The following is a 17,595-nucleotide window of genomic DNA, read 5'->3' on the forward strand; positions in this document are numbered from 1 at the left end:
AAATGCGAGATGATCTTAGCCTGGCTAATCAAAATTTAGAAAAATCTGAATGGTTGATAAGATGTGAATTATTTGCTCCTAATGCACCTGAACAAAACCCTGTAGAAGATATTTGGCTTCACAGCAAAAATTTCCTGAGAAAACATTGGTATCTCTGTAGAAGTTTTCCACTTATTAAAAAACTATTTATGCTGGTAACTCATTGTCAAATATTTAACTTTCCCAAGTTAAATATGTATGGCTTGTTTGATAAAAAGCCTAAATTAATACCAACTTAATCAGCATTGGTGAAGCCAGATATTTTACAATTGATTTAGGATTGCTATATTGTCGCAAGTAATGTTTTATTAGATTCAGATTTGTCAGGAGTTGATGTAATCGTAGGTGATGTTTTGTTGGGTTCTGTTGTGTCAGTCGTTGATACAGTTGCGGGTAAGGTTTTATTGAACTCAGATCGATCGGATGTTGACGCAGTTGTGGATGATGTTTGGTTCGGTTCAGATTGAGCCGAGTTTGATACAGTTATTGGATTGACTGGTAAATTATCGGGAGTTATTGTTGTCGCTGTTGTGGTTTTATTTAGTAGTTCTGAGGTGCTGATTGACGAGTTGATTGCAGGTACGTCAATGGCAGATTTATTAAAATTATCAGTCGAGTTATTTGAGGCAATTCGATTCGGGTTGGTTAGGGGGTCTCCTAAGTCGGAGTCGAGTTTACCAATCAGGGGGTCAACTTCTGAATTTGTTGCATCCCTGAGAGTGCTGTTAGTTATCAGAGGGCTGGTGTTGGCAGAAGGTATGCTGTTAATATCGTTCGTTTGGTTAATAATAAAAGCATCAGCCTCTGCTCGACTGAATTCGGATTTTAGTCCTTTTGACGTTTCTATTAAGTTAAGTTGTTCGGAGTTTTCAGATTCGCCCGGAATTGGGTATAATAAAGGTTTGTTAGTTTTAATTCCTGGCAGGAGCGAGTGCTTTGTCGGGGCAAGTTCGGGAATTAAGGATTCCACTTCTTCTATTAAAGGTTCTCCAATCGGGTCTGTTAAAGGCACTCGCTGGTACTCCTGATTTGAGGGTTAAATAGCAGTTTTGGTAAGTTTTGATGCCTCACTTCTTTTTGGGGAGAAGGCAATCGAAATTGCGTTCCCCGCGTGAGGGTAGCCGGCTCGCTCGATAGAGTTATTAAGGCTGTTCTTTACTCCTTAAACGATTGTCGCTTGCGGAGCTATTTATTATTAATTGTTTTGTTAAATGTTGGGTCGAAAAAACTGTCTGTTGGGGGATTGACAGTAAATCGAGCGGTAGCCAAATTTGTACTTTGGCAACTTTTTTGTGAGTTACTTGTTTCGACAAAAGGCAAGCAGAACGGTTTTGTTAAAGTCATTACTGCACCCGGTATTTTTTAGTGATTTGCTGTTAAGCGAGGTAAAAGGAATCTTTACTTGCGCTTAGTTTTACTCAAGCGCTCTACTTGTTCATAATGGTTATTATCAGGTTAGTTAGACCGATAGTCAATTCGGGAAACTACTGAGTTTTATAATTCCGCTCTTCATCTCAAAAGACTGAATCTTTGAGTTTTGCTGCTGCTCTTCAGGAGAGACTTCCGCATATTTACTGAGGATATTTCAACAATTAGTCAAGTATTCATGAAACTAACTTATATCGGGCGGGAAAATACTTAAATAACGGAGCGCACACACTCTCTCTTTGTTACCGCCTGCTTCAAGCATTATCATTTAACGGGATTGCTATTGTCCCTCTCCTCGGATGCGATCGCCCCTTCTTTCCCCTTGAGCCCGCTCGCTGCCTCATTAAGAAATACCCCAAACCAATGCAGTAATGCAGTAAATGCGGCCCGACGACGCGGTGTCGTCGGGTCGATCGCGCGCTGCGTTCGAGCGAGCTGAAGACGCAAGTGCGGACAAAAGGGCGATGTCTGGGCAGTTGCCATCACGCCCTCTCGACTTAAAGCAATTTCTGCCTCGTCCGACCAAACACTAAAGCTGTGGGATTTAACCAGTGGCATCGCACTGAATACCTTTACGGGTCATCCGATCGAGTTATCGCAGTAGCAGTTACCCCCCAGGGGCTCCTAACTATCTCTGGATCGGTGGATAACACGCTGAAGTTGTGGGATTTGACAACCGGTACAGAACTTAAAACCTTGACGGGTCATACCGACTGCATCAATGCGATCGCAATTACCTTGAACGGGAAAAGGGCTATTTTCGCGGCGTTACGACAACACGCTCAAAGTCTGGGATTTAGAAAGCGGCGATCGCGATCGCTATAGCCTTTCTCAGTAACATGAGGTACGAGCTCTAATCGGTAATAGATAATAGGTAATAGGTAATAGGTAATAAGTAATTGCAGGATTGGTAAGTGGAGATATCTTTAGCAATCAAAGCGCGATAATTTCTGACCCATTACCCATGCCCGATGCCCGATGCCCGACGCCCCATTACCATTACCCATTACCCATTACCCATTACCCATTACCCATTACCAAGTACCTACCTAACTGAGAAAGGCTATAGTTTCATCGGAGATGGTGCCTTATTCTGCTACCTCACTAAGGAGGCACGTTACGCGCTCGCATTTTGAATTTCTTTACCCGGGTAAAATAATAATTCATATTTATTTACTTAACATAAATACACTTTCTGTGACAGCCTCCTTTCAGGATGTTAGGTTAGTCGCGTCCGTTACCTAGTTCATCTTTCGACATTCATTCCATACCCCTTACTCGACAACTTTCCACATCAGGATTGATAGCTACCCAAAAGAGCTAAAAGTCTATAAACCTGACAAGCTTAGCGAAGAATAGTCTTTCGAGCGGTGGACATGTTTTGGCATAAGGCTTGAGGTGGAAGAGACGAAGAGTATCCCATTGTTAGCCCATTTCTGGTGAGATTGTTGCTGGCATGAGATACCGACGCTCGAAAAGAACAGAGATGGCAGCTTTTTTTTTAATCGATTCTATTAGGGTCAGCTACGAGTTGATAAATTTAGCTACCAGTTCATATATTATGTCAGATTTTTCAGCAGTAGCCTCATCTACTGCATCCTGTCTATGGAATTGCTCTTTTCAGACTACTAAAGTTTTTTGGCAGCAATGGCAGCAGTATCGAGATCATCTTTACCGTTGCTGCATCAAGTGGATGGGTGGAAACTCTGCCGATGCTGAAGATGCGCTCTCGCGGGCGATGCTCAAGGCTTGGGAAAAGGTGCAAAGGTACGGCGGGGAAATTGCTAATTTTAAGGCTTGGCTGACAAAACTAACTCGCAATCTCTGCGTAGATATTTATCGAGAACGCGCTCGCGGTGCGAATCGAGTTGAGAATATGGAAGTATACGCATCTCTTGAAGAGCAAGGACTGTTTACCCCGGAGCAAACACCATCCAAGGCTTTGGAAAACTCCGAGAAAAAGATTGTGATTCGCCGTGCGATTGATAGCTTACCGACCCGGCTGCGCGAGACGTTTCTCCTGCACTTTTATGAGGAACTGTCTTATACTGAAATTGCCCAACAGCAAGATATTTCCTACCAGAATGTCTGCAAGCGTATCTCCCAGGCAAGAGCAATTCTGCGGGTGGAGTTGAGGGAGTATTTTTTGGGGGAGGATGGGACTGAAATGGAATTCTCGTCTCCACCGACTGCAACGGAATTGGAAGGGGAAAAGTCTCAGGAAAATGCGGACGTTGAATCCATTGTGGGTGAGATGATGGCGTTATCCGTTGCGGTAGAGTCTGTAGAGATTGTTGTTGATGCCCAACAGGAGGAGGTAACGCTATCGGTGCAGCACTCCGAGTCGGCTTCTGTTATGACTACATCTGATGGGAAATTAGAAATAAAGAGAGATAGTTGCTATTGTATTGAGGCGGCGCTATGTGAATTGCCACCTGTACCTATTTGAGTATTGGCACAAAATTTGATGAACAAACTAAAAGTTGGGAGGCCGAATCCCTGGAGCGCTGCTGCTGGATAGAGGCACTCCATGCTGACCGGGGGAAAGTTGCGGGAGAATTGAGGCGGGTGTCGCGCTAATTTCTTTGGTATCGTCTTGCCTATTTTTAATCCTTTGGCATTGAGGTGGGTGCAAAATATTGGGGGTAATTGCCCCTATTTTTAGGGGAATTGAGACCAAGAAGAAGAAGTAGAACAAGCGATGCCACAAAGCAGCAGCTACACCCTCGCACGACCCCTATTACTCAATTGTTATTCGATGCTTCTTTTTTCTCCATAAATTCAGGATCGATCTCTGGTAATCGTCTTAAGGGTGTACTGCATCACGAAGGAAAATGAGCTATACCTATTCAATTTATCCATCGGTGGGAGTTGTTCGAGTTGGTAATAGTGATACTGACTTTTTTCTGGCTCCCGAACAAATTGGGGGATTGCCCATCGAGTGCGATAGTAATGGCAACGGGCTGCAAGAACCTTTTAGCAGTTTTAAAGATGCTGCCGGAAAGGTGAAACGGCAAGCTCAAAAATTTCGGATCTATCGTAAAAATCCTAATTTTCCAGATCGTTCTGGAGAAGAAGTTACCTTAGAAAACTCTGACGTGGAATCAATCGTATGGACGGTACACCTGGCTAATAAAAAAGCGGCTTGGTACAAGTTCTCAGAATATAAAGGCAACCTTTTGTTTGGAGAAAAGAATAGCTATCAAGCACAGGGAGTCGATCTCAGGAACAAGGAAACTCAAGATCGTCAGAGCCTGATTATCGATCCCGGTCCGCGGACTATATCTGGGACTCATGCAAGCATTGAAATTAGTCGTGACAATATTCCCTCTGATTATAAACACGGGCATTTCCCACCTCCAAGTCCCAAGTATGGTTATCCCATTAACAAGCTTGGCGACCTAAAAACAGATAGTGCAGGACGCCTGCTAGTGCTGGGAGGATTTGGCAAATCAGGAGGCGATTTACCACTTTCTAGTTACGGAGGGGCTGACACTTGGTATGACGATATCTCGGACGGGTCAGTCACTTGCACAATAACTGTAAAGAATGAAGAACCATTCACCCTGAAAGCCTGGGTTGTTGTTGGCCCACCGCATTTTGCCCCAGAAATCACGAACATCTCCACATGGGATGACACCATGTTTGATGTCGGCGTGCGTTATTTTAATCTTGTCCCAGAACTGTATAAAAATGGGGCATGGAGCGAGCATTTTCAAGCTAACTATCAACGCGATATCCTGCCGATTATTCAGCGGATTTCGGGTTATCATTGGGTGGCTAATGTGCAATCTATGATTGCCTTTTCTTCCAATATCTTTGACTTCTCAGATCCCTCTGAGGCCAACAAAGCAAATCGAAAACGATATTTTTCCTATTTCCGGCAACCAGAACCTCCCAACCCTTCAACCTTTCCACAGAGTCGTCAATACACCTTATTTAGCAACGACAATGTACCAATGATGCCGCTCAACTCTGGCAGCAATTCTGTCAGTAATGACAACATTGAAAAGTTTCTGGCGCTTACTCAAACGCAGTATTTTCTCCTCAAACAATGGGCAGATGGGAAGTTCAAAAACTATCCCGACTCTGAGCCTTTCCCTGGTGTTGATGAGAAAAATAGTGCCAGTGTTGGTAATGTGGTCGGACTTCCTCAGTGTCCGGGCATTGAGGTAACTTGGACGACACAAAATCCCGCGCTCTACGAAGATTCTTACATCATCGCGTCAAAAGATGTTGACTACCAAAACGGTCTTACACCTGGTCGTGATGAGTGTGAAGGCGGTGGTTGTGAGCCGGGTGATTTAACGAAACGGATGGCGATTCCCTGGCAGGCAGATTTCTTCAACTGTTCAATCCAATTAATCAATTTCACAGATCCTAATACCAATAAAACAGGCAGCCCTATGGTTCCTAAACCGCCTACTTATTACTCCTACTGGTGGCCGCCGCAAGCTCCCTGGGATGTGCTTGGTGGGGATGAAACGGAGGAAGCGCAAGCAGCATCAGGTATTCCGGCAGGTTTACAGGTGAATTTCATTCGGGGAGTCAACAGTTACAAACAAATGGTTAACCAAGGATGGTCGTACTTAGCGTTCATCCGTAACAAAAATACTGGCTCAAACGGACAGATGTTTCCTTATCTGGTGGAAACAGAACGGAACAATGAAATGTTTGATTACCAATCTGTGCCGATTAGTCAAATCACCACCCGCCCGGATGATGATGGTACAGATGTTCAAGTGTTTTATCTCAAGAGTCTTAGCGATCAAAGAGCTGTACGGTCTTCCCGACTGCGCTCGCTGAATCTGGCAGTTGAAGAGGAAATGTTTAACGAGATTGAAGTGGTCGAAGAAGAACGGCAAAGGATTCCTCGTGCTGGCACGCGGGTTCGCTTCTAATTGATGTTGATAGTCTCCTGTTATTTGTGACGACGATAACAGGAGATTCTTTACCTACGATCGTCTGTAAAACCATCACCAATCGAGAGAAGTTAGCAGGAAATTAAAGATGAAACGGATCGAAGGCGTTGATGTCGCTATTATTGGTGGGGGACCTGCGGGGACTGCTTTAGCGTTGACACTTTGTCTCTATTCGGAACTTACCGTAGCGGTTATTGAACGAACGGCTTACGAGGAAAATCGTGTCGGCGAAAATGTATCAGCAAGTTTGTTACCTTTGCTGGATTACCTGCAAGTTAAAGATTTTTTTTTAGCAGATAATCACAAACTTGTTTATAATATTTCTGCTGCTTGGGGAAATTCTTTACTGAATTCTAGACCTTCATTATTCAGCCAGTTCGGCGAAGGTTATCTTCTCGACCGCAGACAATTTGATTGTATGTTAGCAGAACAGGTTTTTAGCAAAGGGGGTAAGCTCTTCTTGCGAACCAAATGCCTTGAGGGTGAGCATTTGGAGGGAGGGGGCTGGCGTATGAAGCTCAGTCATGATTCCGGTGAGTCGTTCGAGTTCGACTCGCGTTATCTAGTTGACGCAACGGGCCGACAATCCAGAATTGCTAAGCGCTTGGGAGCAAAATCTGTTGTCTGCGACTCTCTAGTAGGAATCAGTGCTTTTCTTGATTTTGAAAATAATCAACCTAAAACTGAAGAAATTTTGATTGAGTCAGTTCCAGAAGGATGGTGGTACTCTGCGTGGCTACCAGATGGCAAGTTAAGCGTGGTGTTGATGACGGATGTAGATATTATGCGACAGCAGCAACTTCACAAACAGTATGAGTGGGGTCGCCTGTTATCCAAAGCTAAGCATACCAGCCAACGCGCTTGGGGAGGAACCTTTGTTTACCCCCTCGCTGTAAAACCTGCACACTCCCACATACTCGACCGTGCAGTCGGTGACGACTGGATAGCTGTAGGGGATGCCGCTGCTGCTTTCGATCCGCTTTCATCTATGGGTATAGGACATTCTCTGACTGCCGGAAGTCACGCTGCTGTTGCTCTGATTGAACATCACAGCAGTAATAAAAATGAATTACTCTTTGAGTATCAGAATGGACTAGAACGTAATTTTAATACTTATCTGAGAATGCGACATATGTACTACGAGATGGAAAAGCGGTGGCAAGAATCTTCATTCTGGCAACGTAGAACGTAAGGATTCAGGTCTGAAATTGGGGAATTAGAGAAGGCATAAATAAGTCACAAGAATGGGCAGATAGAGCATCACGGAAAAAAGCCATTGCGCTTTTACATTGAAAGCGACAAGTTTGAATCACAGATAGTAAATCAGCAGTTTGTTTAAACCGAGACATTGAACGGGAACCACCAGATACCTTACGTTTAGTCACGGCTAATCGCAGAGAACGTTCTGCCAAATTATTGTCTGGGGAAATTTCAGGATGGTCTAAAAAGTACCACCATTGGTGCGCTTTCTCACGCAACGAACGCAGTAAAAGTCCAGCAGCATAACCAACATGACCTTGCCAAGTATTTAACAATTCTGCCAGTCTGGTCTTAAAGTCGCTCGCCCAAGTGTGATAATCCAGCAGCTCTTCAGGGTTTTTGCGCCATTGTCGATGTTGTCGAAAAGCCTCATCAATTAATTCCAAGAACGCAGAGGCGACTATAGTATTGTTACCGTGACTAAAAAGAAGAACTTTCTTAAAATGTCGTCGCAGATGGGCCAGGCATTTCTGCTGCGCTCCCACAATCACACCGTTGTATACGCTAAAATCATCAGAACTCAACACTCCAGCAAACTCCGAACCGAGCATTGTTTCTAATTCGGCTCGGCTTCGAGTGTCCGCAGCATGAAACAAGCAAAAATCTTTACCTGTCGCTGTCCATAACCATTCTTTGACTCCCTTGACACACCACGGGGTTTCATCGACATGGACGTTAGCTTGTAAAGGTGCCCATTTCCATAAGTCTTCAACGGCAGACTTTACAACATCGGCTACCCGCGCATTTGTAGCTTGTAATGTGCCTATCCCAATTTCAATTCCACCTAATTCTCGCAGAAATTCTTGTTGCTTTTCATAGGATATATGCCCATAATTACCTAACCATACCAATAGTGCTTGTAGGTCGATGCTCAAGTCTTGCCCTGGCACTATCCCGGATGCTGGCGCTCCCATCACCATTGCTCCACATTCTAGGCACTGACACTTGACTCGTTGATATTCCACTACTTCAATTGGTTTGGCGACTAAACACGCTACTTGCTGCTTGTTATAACCAATAATCTCACTTAATTCTCTGCTGCCACAATCCTCACATTCGTCAGGAGTGCTGATTTCATATCTGTCTACTCGTCCAAATCCTTTTCGGGTTTTGCCGATATGTCCTCGCTGTCCTCCTGGTTTGCGCTTGGAGTCGGACTCTGACTCTTTTGAGTTCTCAGAAGAGGCTTTCTCTGATTTCTGTAGTAGATCGCTGGATGGGGGTTTCGATGATGTGAAAGCTATTGCTCGGCTGTTTCTCTTTGAGCTTTTCGAGTTCTTGCTGTAATTTTTCTATGAGCTTCTGTTGCGTCAGCACCAATTTGACCAGTTCCTCATGACTCCACTGCTCAACTATTTCGATTTTTAGTGCTGGTAACTCTGGTTTTTTGCTCATTTGACTATATTACCATATTTCTCGGTGTCTCTCAACTATTTTTGACCTGAATCCTTACCGTAGAACTAAATGGACGAACATCCCTGTTGCTGCAAAATAGATTCAATCTGTACAGAAATAATGTTGGTTCGCAGCATGATTTCTTTAAAACCGAATCCACGATCGCCCCTTCTTTTCCCTTGACCCCGCTCAACCACCGCATTAAGAAATACTCCCGACTGATGCAGTAATGCAGTAAGTGCGGCAAACTTTTGCTTTGTCGGGTCGAGTATACACGCCTGCATGAAAATAGAAGGCCACGGGCAAGCGAAAATCCTGACTCAAGAGGAAATCGAACTCTTATTTAACGATGGTTTGCAGGGATCGCGCGATCGCGCTTTGTTCGGCATTTGCCTCTACACCGCCTGCCGGGTAGCCGAAGCGTGCAGCCTGAAAGTCATCGATGTCTTCACCCCAGCCGGTGCCATCAGATCTGAAATGGTCATCCGCAAGGGCAACACCAAAGGCAAGCTCGGCACCCGCACCATCCCCATCATCCAAGATTTGAAACTGCTGTTGGAAACTTACTCACATCCCGAGCACCCCTACCTGTTCCCCAGCCGCCACCTCAACCACCGCTGGAAACACATGAACCCGGAAGCCGCTTCTCACCTATTCCAAGAAGCCTGCGAACGAGTCGGCATCATCGGCGCTTCCACTCACAGCCTGCGACGGTCGGCACTCACTCAAATGAGCAACGCCGGGATTCCGCTGCGGATTATTCAAGAAATCAGCGGCCACCGCAACTTAGAACAGTTGCAGAAATACTTAGAAGTGCGGCCCGACCAAGTAAGGGGTGCCGTCTCCGCCCTCTCCACCCTTGGATACGTCAGGAAAACTACTTATCCTGATTCAGCTTCCCCAACTCCAGAAAATCCGTTACCCCCCCACCAACTGTCACAAGCACGATCGGGCGAGCCGCCTGAAGAAATTCCCGAATGGTGACGGCTGCTTTTTCCCCCAACGGACGATCGATTTGCTACAGTTGTCGGTCGCTTTCTCCCCGCCCGGCAGAAGCCCCCACCTCGCTTATTTGTTACGATCCTTCAAACGCGGGTGCACCTACAAAAACCTGCTTAAAGGAGAATTATTTACAGATGTGGCTAAAATACGGCGTTGCTCCCAGCGGAGAGCTGGCGGGCATTGATGGAGTTGTGCGGGGAAAAACTCAGCTAACTTGTCTCTATTGTGGTGGCGGATTGACAGCAAAAAAGGGGAACGTGAAAGAACACCACGCAAGCGCACACCGGTGAAACTTGCAAGCCAGTCTCGCAGCGGATTAAAACCAAAGCTTTTCCAGCACTGCCGCTCTACGATAATTTCAACATCCAGCTTCCGGGTGAGGAACTCGAACAGTTGAAAGTGCTGTGGAAAGAGTACGGGGCCCAAGAGCGATCGATTCCCAAAGACTTGGTAAGCTTTCGGTGGGAGCTCAAAGGGTTGCTAGAGTCGGAGGGATCTCGCTCTTATCAGTTTACCGACTTGGGTAAAATCCCCGTCGGCGCTCTTCCCCTGGCGCTGTTCAACTCAGTCCAAGAACCCTTGCTGTTGGACCAGTTAGTGAAGTTGGAAGGCTCTGTAGAGATTGCCGAAACTGCGGGGTTATCTTGTTTAGAAGAACGGCGGGCTGATTTGCTGATTTATCGAGCACAGCTTCGCCGGATTCTGCTAAATTCGCTGTATTTCCTTGAAGTAAAAGCGGATGGCAACATTTTCTACAAGTGCGATTCGTTCAGTCGAAACCGAGAAATCGGGGGATGACTGGCTTCTACAGGGTAATCCATCAGGATTGAGTTCGCACTTTAATCCCTTGTAGATGACAACTTCATAACAAAAGCAGGTGAACATCAGTATCCTAGAAAGTGTCAAGCCCTGCCCCTCAAACGTAGAGGTGAAAGCATATCCCCCACTGTAGAGACTAGCCCTCAATCGGTGAAGCGGGGATAAAAGCGGAAAGAGCTACTAGCCTAAAAAGTGGTATCCCGTGAGCAAGTTCCTATGGATAACGAAAGTGAAGTCACTGCCTGAATCACCGTTAAGATGAACCAGCGAAATAAGGCTTTATACGCTGGGAGTCCCAAAAAGGGCATTAGTAGAGGGTGGTATGAGGATTTGTATCGGCATACCTACGTTACCCAAAAACTCGGTGAATAGGTGACATCCTAACGAAACAGACCAATGGTTATGAGGAACGAAGTAACCCACCTGATTACTCTCGGAGAGGTCGAATACTTCGAGCAGTCAAGCTTTGCACGAAATATCTGGATTTCCAGGTAACAGGTGGTAGAGATTGAGTCAGAAGCTAACGCCTCACTGTAATGGTGAAGGATATGCTAACGGACTCACGGTAATACGGATGATATAGCTACAAGTAGCAATGTAAATGTCATGAACACGGCAATAAAACCGATGTATGAATGGAGCGATATCAACTGGCGAAAGCTGGAACGTAACGTCTTTAAGTTGCAAAAACGGATATATCAAGCGTCTAATCGTGGTGAGGTCAAGCTAGTACGCAGACTCCAGAAACTGTTGATAAGTTCTTGGGCAGCAAAAGCATTATCGGTTCGTAGAGTTACCCAAGATAATCAGGGGAAAAAGACGGCTGGAGTAGATGGCGTTAAATCATTAACTCCAAAGCAACGTCTAGAACTCACTGAAAAATTAAATTTGGGGTCAAAGGTCAGTCCAACTAGGAGGGTATGGATTCCTAAGCCTGGAACAGAAGAAAAACGACCTTTGGGCATACCTACAATGGAAGACCGAGCGATGCCGCGCGTTAGTCAAGCTGGTGTTAGAACCAGAATGGGAAGCGCGATTTGAACCTAACTCATACGGGTTCAGACCAGGACGCTCATGCCACGATGCGATAGGAGCAATATTCTCGGCAATAAAGCAGAAAGCCAAATATGTGCTAGATGCCGACATCAGTAAATGCTTCGACCGTATTAATCACGATGCACTTCTCAACAAATTGAATACTTATCCTACCCTACGGAGACAAATCCGAGCTTGGTTAAAAGCTGGTGTTATGGATGGAAACAAGCTGTTCCCAACTGATGAAGGGACACCACAGGGCGGGGTGATTTCACCTCTACTTGCCAATGTCGCCTTACATGGGATTGAGGAATTGATTATGGGTTTAGCCCCAAAATTCGAGATGAGAGACTGTCGTGGTCATACTTATGGATTACGAGACAAAATCAAATCGATTTCATTGATAAGATATGCGGACGATTTCGTAGTCCTCCATGAGGATGTAGAAGTTGTAAAGCTGTGTCAGGTAGAGATAGAGAAGTGGTTAAGTGGCATTGGGTTAGAACTAAAACCGAGTAAGACAAGATTAGCCCACACCCTGAACAAGTTAGATGATGAACAACCTGGATTTAACTTCCTAGGATTCAATGTCAGGCAATTCCCCGTTGGGAAACACAATTCAGGCAGAGTCAAGGGTAAACTCCTCGGATTTAAGACTATTATCACCCCCAGTAAAGAAAGTCAGAAAAAGCACTACAGAAAAGTTGCAGAAGTAATAAATAAGTCGCGTGGCTTAAACCAGGCGACTTTAATTAAGAATCTCAATCCTATCATACGGGGTTGGTGTAACTACTTCTCAACAGTCGTCAGCCAGAAAATATTTACAAGGCTGTGGCACTTAGTGGTTTGGAAGCTCCTTAAATGGGGTCGCCATCGTCATAGGAATAAAGGCAAAAAGTGGATACGCCTGAAATACTTCAAAACTGTAGAAAGCAATAACTGGGTGTTCGCAACCAGAGAGGGTAATAATCCTCTAAAGCTAATACAACATAGCTCCACTGAAATAAAGCGCTATGTAAAAGTAAAAGGGATGGCATCACCCTATGACGGGGACTGGATATATTGGAGTTCAAGAATGGGAGTACACCCCGAAATACCCGTAAGAGTGGCTAAATTACTCAAGCGACAAAAAGGGAAATGCGCTCACTGCGATAACTACTTCAAAGATGGAGATTCGCTCTTAGGTTGACCACATCATCCCCAAATCAAAAGGTGGAAGGGAATCGTATGATAATTGGCAACTACTCCATCGACATTGCCATGACACAAAGACTGCCAATGATGGCAGTCTCGGTAACAAATCTAGCTGCAAAAGTGCTAAACCTAAGCCACCAGTGGAACCAAGCCTTTGGGTTTGGGAAAACGATATGTTGGTAATGACGTACTGATGACAACAGCCGTTTTATTGAGGAGCCCAATGATGGGAAACTATCACGTTCCGTTTTGGAGAGCAGTGGAGGAGGCGACTCCTTCACTGACTTTAATAATCGGCATTACTACCCGACCGATCGAGCAGCGCATTGCAGAAGTACAGCGGGATGTGCGATCGCATTACTCGGATGTCGCTGTCAACTTGCTGGGATTATGGGAACACCGGGGGAATGTCGAGCTGTACTTCAAACACCGATATCAACCTTTTAACTACCGGATTGGGAAACTGACGGAGTATTTTGTGTTTCCTGATGTCAAGGCGGTGCTGAATGATTTGTACGGGATGGAACCCAAGGTTCTGTCGGCTGTTGAGTTGGATGCGATCTGCAACTGGGGTAGGAAGTGAAGAAGTGCGATCGCTACACTGGTTACATCCCGGTTCTAATTCGGAACTAATAAAGTCGCGAGCGTTTAGAGAATTGCTATTGTTGTGACCTGCGATGTGCCGGCTTTGGAAACTCAGCAGCCTTTGACTTCCCCATGAATCGCTAAATATTGGCAATGCACAATCATCACTCCTTGCATGACGTGAGCGAGTTGTTAAGATGTGTAAAGTATCTTTGTTCTTAAGCCAAATTTAAATCGTTTGAATATGCTGACCGAAGCGCAAGTCTCAGTCAACCAGCCGAATGAACTTTTTGCCGGCGGCACTGACCCAACTCGATTTGACTGCAAGGAAGCCTGGTATCCTGTCCATTATGTTGAAGATTTAGACAAGACTAAGCCCAATAAATTTACCCTGCTAGGTCAAGACATGGTGTTGTGGTGGGACACTCAAGCTAACTGCTGGCGAGCTTTTGAGGATCGATGTCCCCATCGGTTAGCGCCCCTCTCTGAAGGGAGAATTGCTGAAGACGGATTGCTGGAATGTCCCTATCACGGCTGGGCATTTCAAGGCGATGGCGCGTGCGAGCGCATCCCGCAAGCAGTGGCTGGGACAACGCCACAACAATCAAAACGGGCTTGCGTTCAATCATTACCGACTGCGCTGCGCCAAGGATTGCTGTTTGTTTATCCGGGTCAACCAGACCAGGCGCCAAAAGTGGCTGTCCCAATTATTGAACCGCTTGAGGAATCGCCCGAGGAATGGATTTGCCTCAACACATTTCGCGATCTGCCCTATGATGCGCTGACACTACTGGAAAATGTGTTGGATGCCAGTCACGTGCCATTTACACACCATGAATCCGTCGGCAACCGCGCAAATGCTGCCCCGGTTGAGTTAGAAGTGTGCTCGTCAAACAAGCAAGGGTTTACCGGCTTGTGGGAAGAAGGCCCGCGCAAAGGCACGCTAGGGCAGCAACATACTCGCTTTATTGCTCCCAATTTAATGTGGCATGACCTGACCTCAAAGCAGTTTGGCAGAACAATGACTGTTGTTTATGCCACGCCCGTTCGTAAGGGTGAGTGTCGGGTGTTTGCTCGGTTTCCCTTCAAGTTTTCCTCGCCTCTTCCCGCCTTTTTTATCAAACTCACCCCGCGCTGGTATTCTCACATTGGGCAAAATAATATCTTAGAAGATGACCAAATCTTCTTGCATTACCAAGAGCGTTACTTAGAAGCCAAGGGGGGTAGTGAACGCTTTAGTAAGGCGTTTTATTTGCCTACTAAAGCAGATACGTTTGTCTCCCAATTACGTCAATGGGTGAATCAATTTGCCGCCGATCCTTTTCCTGGGAAATCACTGTCACCTCCCCTATCTACTGAAGTATTGCTAGATCGCTATCATTCGCATACAGTCAATTGTGGGAGTTGCCGGCGCGCGCTTGCCAACTTGAAACGAATTCGGTTGATTGTGACATTCTTGGGCATCATTTTATGGGCGGTTTTACCGTTAGCGAATCATGCTTCTGTGTTCCTAAATTTGCTACCGATTACTGCTGCATTGGCATGGTGGGGATTAGGTAACTTAGAGCGCCGGTTTTATGAAGGTCGTGCTGTCCCGCCTCGAAATGTACCCCAGAAGAAGTAAGTGTTAATTTTTTGTGGGGAGTTATGAAAATTTCACAAGCCAGTTTGATGCTCTTTAGGGGTGGCTGCTTCAAAACGCCCTCACGAACTTTTGCAATACCTCAAACATCTGAGGGGGTGACGCATCCCGGCTGTTCCCCCTATTTCTACTTACAATTCCCTAGAAATTGTTCCCTGCACCTACCGAATCCAAATTCCACAGAATCACTGTTTTATCAGCACTGGAAGAGGCGAGGGTTTTACCGTCAGGGCTGAAAGCTACGCTAGTTACAGCTTCCTGATGTCCTGTGAATGTTTTCACTAAGGTGCCATCGAGCTTCCATATTTTCACTTTGCTATGGACACCGCTGGAAGCAACCATCTGACCGTCGGGGCTAAATTTCACGTCCCCTGCCCCTGCACTGTGGTCTGAAATCGTGTTAATTAACGTACCATCTGCTGAATTCCAGAGCTTGACAGTCCCGTCATAACTTGCTGAGGCAATCGTCTTGCCGTCTGGACTAAAAGTTAAACCAGCGATCGCTAAAAGTTAAGTCCTCTATTGATAAGTGGATTGCACTGGCATTCTTGAGAAGCCAGTAAGCTTTTGCGATCGCCGGAGAGACAAAACAGATCTCCGGGTGGTATTTTTTAGACCATCCAGAGGTACCTCCAGACAATAACGCCCTCCGAGCGAACACTCCGGCTAGCAGTAACAAAAAGAAAGGTTAGTGGCGGTTCCCGTTCAATCGAGCGGTTTAAACATACTGCCAATTTATTAACGATTGTACAAACTTGTCGTCGTCAAGGACGTTCCGTAATTGATTTTTGTGAGCAAGCTATAAAAGCGATGGTTAATCCCGATATCCAAGAACCATCTTTAATTCCTCAAATTTCGACCTGAATCCTTACGTTGATCTAGCTTTACGGGAACCATTCAACGAACTGCTTGCCTACCTGTACTCCGTAGCCCAAAATCCCCAGGAGAAACATCGCCAGCGAAAGCTGGCTGGAGATTCTCCGGCAGGCAGACGACAATCCCGACAACGTTTCGCTCAAGAAAACAATCGCGGACAATTTCATGAGTGTTGTCGATCTGTTCGATGAGGTTCCCTCGGCAGAGATTACCCTCGCGGCTTTACTGGAGTTGCTACCCAAACAAAAGCCGCGCCTCTATTCGATTTCCTCCTCTCCCTTGCTCCATCCTCAGCACCTACAAATCAGCGTTGGTGTACTGCAAATCAAAACCGACGCAGGCAAAGTCCGCCAAGGACTCTGTTCAAACTACCTAGCTGGACTGGAAGTAGGAGCAAAGGTTCGCATCGGTGTCCGGACTTCTAGCTTCCGTCCACCTAACGAACTCGATGCACCGATGCTAATGGTGGGACCAGGTACAGGTGTCTCTCCCTTGATTGCTTTCCTCCAGTACCGCGATGCCTTGTTGCAGCAAGGGCAAGCCTTGGGCGATGCCACCCTATACTTTGGCTGTCGCAACCACAGTGACTTCCTCTATCAGGAGCAAATGCAGACGTGGCGGAATCAAGGGGTGCTTTCGGATCTGGAAGTCGCATTTTCCCGTCTTGGCGACCAAAAGCTGTACGTGCAAAACCTGATGCAGCAGAAGTCCCAGGATGTCTGGGAATTGCTCTCCCATCCTAAGTGTCACTACTACGTTTGTGGGGATGCGAAGATGGCGGATGATGTGTTTGACCAAAATTTTGGGTACAAGCCCCGTCATTTTATGACGGCTTTCTCTTGACACATTCTGGAATACTATGTTATTAGAAAAATGGCAACGCGATAAAACGCCTAGATAGCCAATATTGGGTTCTCCCCGTCTACAATGCTCAGCTACGTGCGACTAGCGTGTAGGAAAGAGGAACAAACAATTAAGTAAATCATTTCAAATGCGGTCGGGCCGGGAGTGTGCGCTTGTGGACGTATCCTTTCAGGGGATTAGCAATAATAAGCGCGAGAGGACGGATGAAGCAAGAATCCCCACACCTTGATAGTTGGGGAGTGTCAAGTAATGCTCTCTATTGCTAAAACCGAAGGTGGTTTATCTCACCCCGAAGCCGTCGGGTTCTTCGACAAAATGAAGCAAGAAAAGCGCTTCACGAGCGATGTTTGGGGCGTACAGTTGAACTTCAAACAAGCTATTAAACAAGTGCAAAAAGATAACTACTCCAAAGCCGAAGGGTGGCTAATTCGGGTGCAGCAGCCAGATGACAGTGAAGCACCTGTCAAGGAATTGGTGCAACCGTTAACAGTTTAACCCTCTTTTGTCACTTTCGGCATAAAATAATCTGGGATG

At 45.9% G+C, this 17,595-nt stretch carries 17 protein-coding genes and 3 pseudogenes; 16 read left to right on the forward strand and 4 right to left on the reverse strand.

What is annotated here, in order from left to right:
• A pseudogene (locus QUB63_RS31775) lies at window positions 1–278 on the forward strand (IS630 family transposase); the annotation flags it as partial.
• A gap of 44 nt (window positions 279–322) precedes the next feature.
• Here the strand turns inward: QUB63_RS31775 and QUB63_RS31780 are convergent.
• Window positions 323–1,051, reverse strand: a complete 729-nt coding sequence (locus QUB63_RS31780) for a hypothetical protein (protein WP_332949365.1) — start codon at window positions 1,049–1,051, stop codon at window positions 323–325.
• Window positions 1,052–2,004: 953 nt separating this feature from the next.
• Between QUB63_RS31780 and QUB63_RS31785 the strand changes: the two genes are divergently transcribed.
• From QUB63_RS31785 to lodB, 4 genes are all read left to right on the forward strand, one after another.
• The gene (locus QUB63_RS31785) at window positions 2,005–2,292 is read left to right on the forward strand and encodes a WD40 repeat domain-containing protein (protein ID WP_332949366.1); all 288 of its coding nucleotides are present in this window, start codon (window positions 2,005–2,007) and stop codon (window positions 2,290–2,292) included.
• 736 nt (window positions 2,293–3,028) lie between these two features.
• Window positions 3,029–3,916 carry an RNA polymerase sigma factor gene (locus tag QUB63_RS31790; protein WP_332949367.1) on the forward strand — a complete coding sequence of 296 codons (888 nt, stop codon included), beginning with the start codon at window positions 3,029–3,031 and terminating at the stop codon, window positions 3,914–3,916.
• Window positions 3,917–4,301: 385 nt separating this feature from the next.
• The gene (lodA, locus tag QUB63_RS31795) at window positions 4,302–6,368 is read left to right on the forward strand and encodes a CTQ-dependent lysine 6-oxidase LodA (RefSeq protein ID WP_332949368.1); all 2,067 of its coding nucleotides are present in this window, start codon (window positions 4,302–4,304) and stop codon (window positions 6,366–6,368) included.
• Window positions 6,369–6,477: 109 nt separating this feature from the next.
• Entirely contained in the window at window positions 6,478–7,581 is a 1,104-nt protein-coding gene (gene lodB / locus QUB63_RS31800) for a lysine-epsilon-oxidase maturase LodB (protein WP_332949369.1), read from the forward strand.
• A 4-nt stretch (window positions 7,582–7,585) separates the two neighbouring features.
• On the opposite strand, the pseudogene tnpC reads toward lodB, so the two are convergent.
• Both tnpC and QUB63_RS31810 read right to left on the reverse strand, forming a co-directional pair.
• Window positions 7,586–9,044 (reverse strand): annotated as a pseudogene (tnpC, locus tag QUB63_RS31805) (IS66 family transposase).
• A gap of 65 nt (window positions 9,045–9,109) precedes the next feature.
• Window positions 9,110–9,328, reverse strand: coding sequence for a hypothetical protein (locus tag QUB63_RS31810; RefSeq protein WP_332949370.1), 219 nt, complete (start codon window positions 9,326–9,328; stop codon window positions 9,110–9,112).
• On the opposite strand from QUB63_RS31810, the gene QUB63_RS31815 reads away from it, so the two are divergent.
• The 8 genes from QUB63_RS31815 (at window position 9,327) to QUB63_RS31840 (ending at window position 15,303) form a co-directional block, all read left to right on the forward strand.
• Window positions 9,327–10,028, forward strand: coding sequence for a tyrosine-type recombinase/integrase (locus QUB63_RS31815; protein ID WP_332949371.1), 702 nt, complete (start codon window positions 9,327–9,329; stop codon window positions 10,026–10,028). The genes QUB63_RS31810 and QUB63_RS31815 overlap by 2 nt on opposite strands.
• A gap of 152 nt (window positions 10,029–10,180) precedes the next feature.
• Window positions 10,181–10,336, forward strand: a complete 156-nt coding sequence (locus QUB63_RS31820; RefSeq protein WP_332949372.1) for a hypothetical protein — start codon at window positions 10,181–10,183, stop codon at window positions 10,334–10,336.
• Between the two features lie 103 nt (window positions 10,337–10,439).
• A complete protein-coding gene (locus QUB63_RS31825) occupies window positions 10,440–10,844 on the forward strand; it encodes a hypothetical protein (RefSeq protein ID WP_332949373.1) in 405 nt (134 codons plus the stop codon).
• A gap of 627 nt (window positions 10,845–11,471) precedes the next feature.
• The gene (locus tag QUB63_RS35205) at window positions 11,472–11,906 is read left to right on the forward strand and encodes a reverse transcriptase N-terminal domain-containing protein (protein WP_442921891.1); all 435 of its coding nucleotides are present in this window, start codon (window positions 11,472–11,474) and stop codon (window positions 11,904–11,906) included.
• Window positions 11,875–13,089, forward strand: a complete 1,215-nt coding sequence (locus QUB63_RS31830; protein ID WP_442921892.1) for a reverse transcriptase domain-containing protein — start codon at window positions 11,875–11,877, stop codon at window positions 13,087–13,089. The genes QUB63_RS35205 and QUB63_RS31830 overlap by 32 nt, the downstream gene beginning before the upstream one ends.
• A 7-nt stretch (window positions 13,090–13,096) precedes the next feature.
• Window positions 13,097–13,288: an HNH endonuclease signature motif containing protein gene (locus tag QUB63_RS35210; RefSeq protein ID WP_442921895.1), complete on the forward strand. Its 192-nt coding sequence runs from the start codon at window positions 13,097–13,099 to the stop codon at window positions 13,286–13,288.
• A gap of 29 nt (window positions 13,289–13,317) precedes the next feature.
• On the forward strand, window positions 13,318–13,677 hold the full coding sequence (locus tag QUB63_RS31835; RefSeq protein WP_332949374.1) for a GIY-YIG nuclease family protein: 360 nt from the start codon (window positions 13,318–13,320) through the stop codon (window positions 13,675–13,677).
• A gap of 246 nt (window positions 13,678–13,923) precedes the next feature.
• The gene (locus QUB63_RS31840; RefSeq protein ID WP_332949375.1) at window positions 13,924–15,303 is read left to right on the forward strand and encodes an aromatic ring-hydroxylating dioxygenase subunit alpha; all 1,380 of its coding nucleotides are present in this window, start codon (window positions 13,924–13,926) and stop codon (window positions 15,301–15,303) included.
• 159 nt (window positions 15,304–15,462) lie between these two features.
• On the opposite strand, the gene QUB63_RS31845 is transcribed toward QUB63_RS31840, so the two are convergent.
• Window positions 15,463–15,822 carry a WD40 repeat domain-containing protein gene (locus QUB63_RS31845; RefSeq protein WP_332949417.1) on the reverse strand — a complete coding sequence of 120 codons (360 nt, stop codon included), beginning with the start codon at window positions 15,820–15,822 and terminating at the stop codon, window positions 15,463–15,465.
• Between the two features lie 51 nt (window positions 15,823–15,873).
• Here QUB63_RS31845 and QUB63_RS31850 point away from each other — a divergent pair.
• From QUB63_RS31850 to QUB63_RS31860, 3 genes and pseudogenes are all read left to right on the forward strand, one after another.
• Window positions 15,874–16,185: pseudogene (locus QUB63_RS31850) on the forward strand (IS66 family transposase); the annotation flags it as partial.
• Between the two features lie 162 nt (window positions 16,186–16,347).
• Window positions 16,348–17,040 carry a hypothetical protein gene (locus QUB63_RS31855; protein ID WP_332949418.1) on the forward strand — a complete coding sequence of 231 codons (693 nt, stop codon included), beginning with the start codon at window positions 16,348–16,350 and terminating at the stop codon, window positions 17,038–17,040.
• Window positions 17,041–17,310: 270 nt separating this feature from the next.
• Entirely contained in the window at window positions 17,311–17,556 is a 246-nt protein-coding gene (locus QUB63_RS31860) for a hypothetical protein (RefSeq protein ID WP_332949376.1), read from the forward strand.
• The last annotated feature ends 39 nt before the right edge of the window (window positions 17,557–17,595 follow it).

It is taken from the genome of Microcoleus sp. ARI1-B5 (assembly GCF_036705795.1).
In the GTDB taxonomy this organism is placed as follows: Bacteria; Cyanobacteriota; Cyanobacteriia; order Cyanobacteriales; family Microcoleaceae; genus Microcoleus.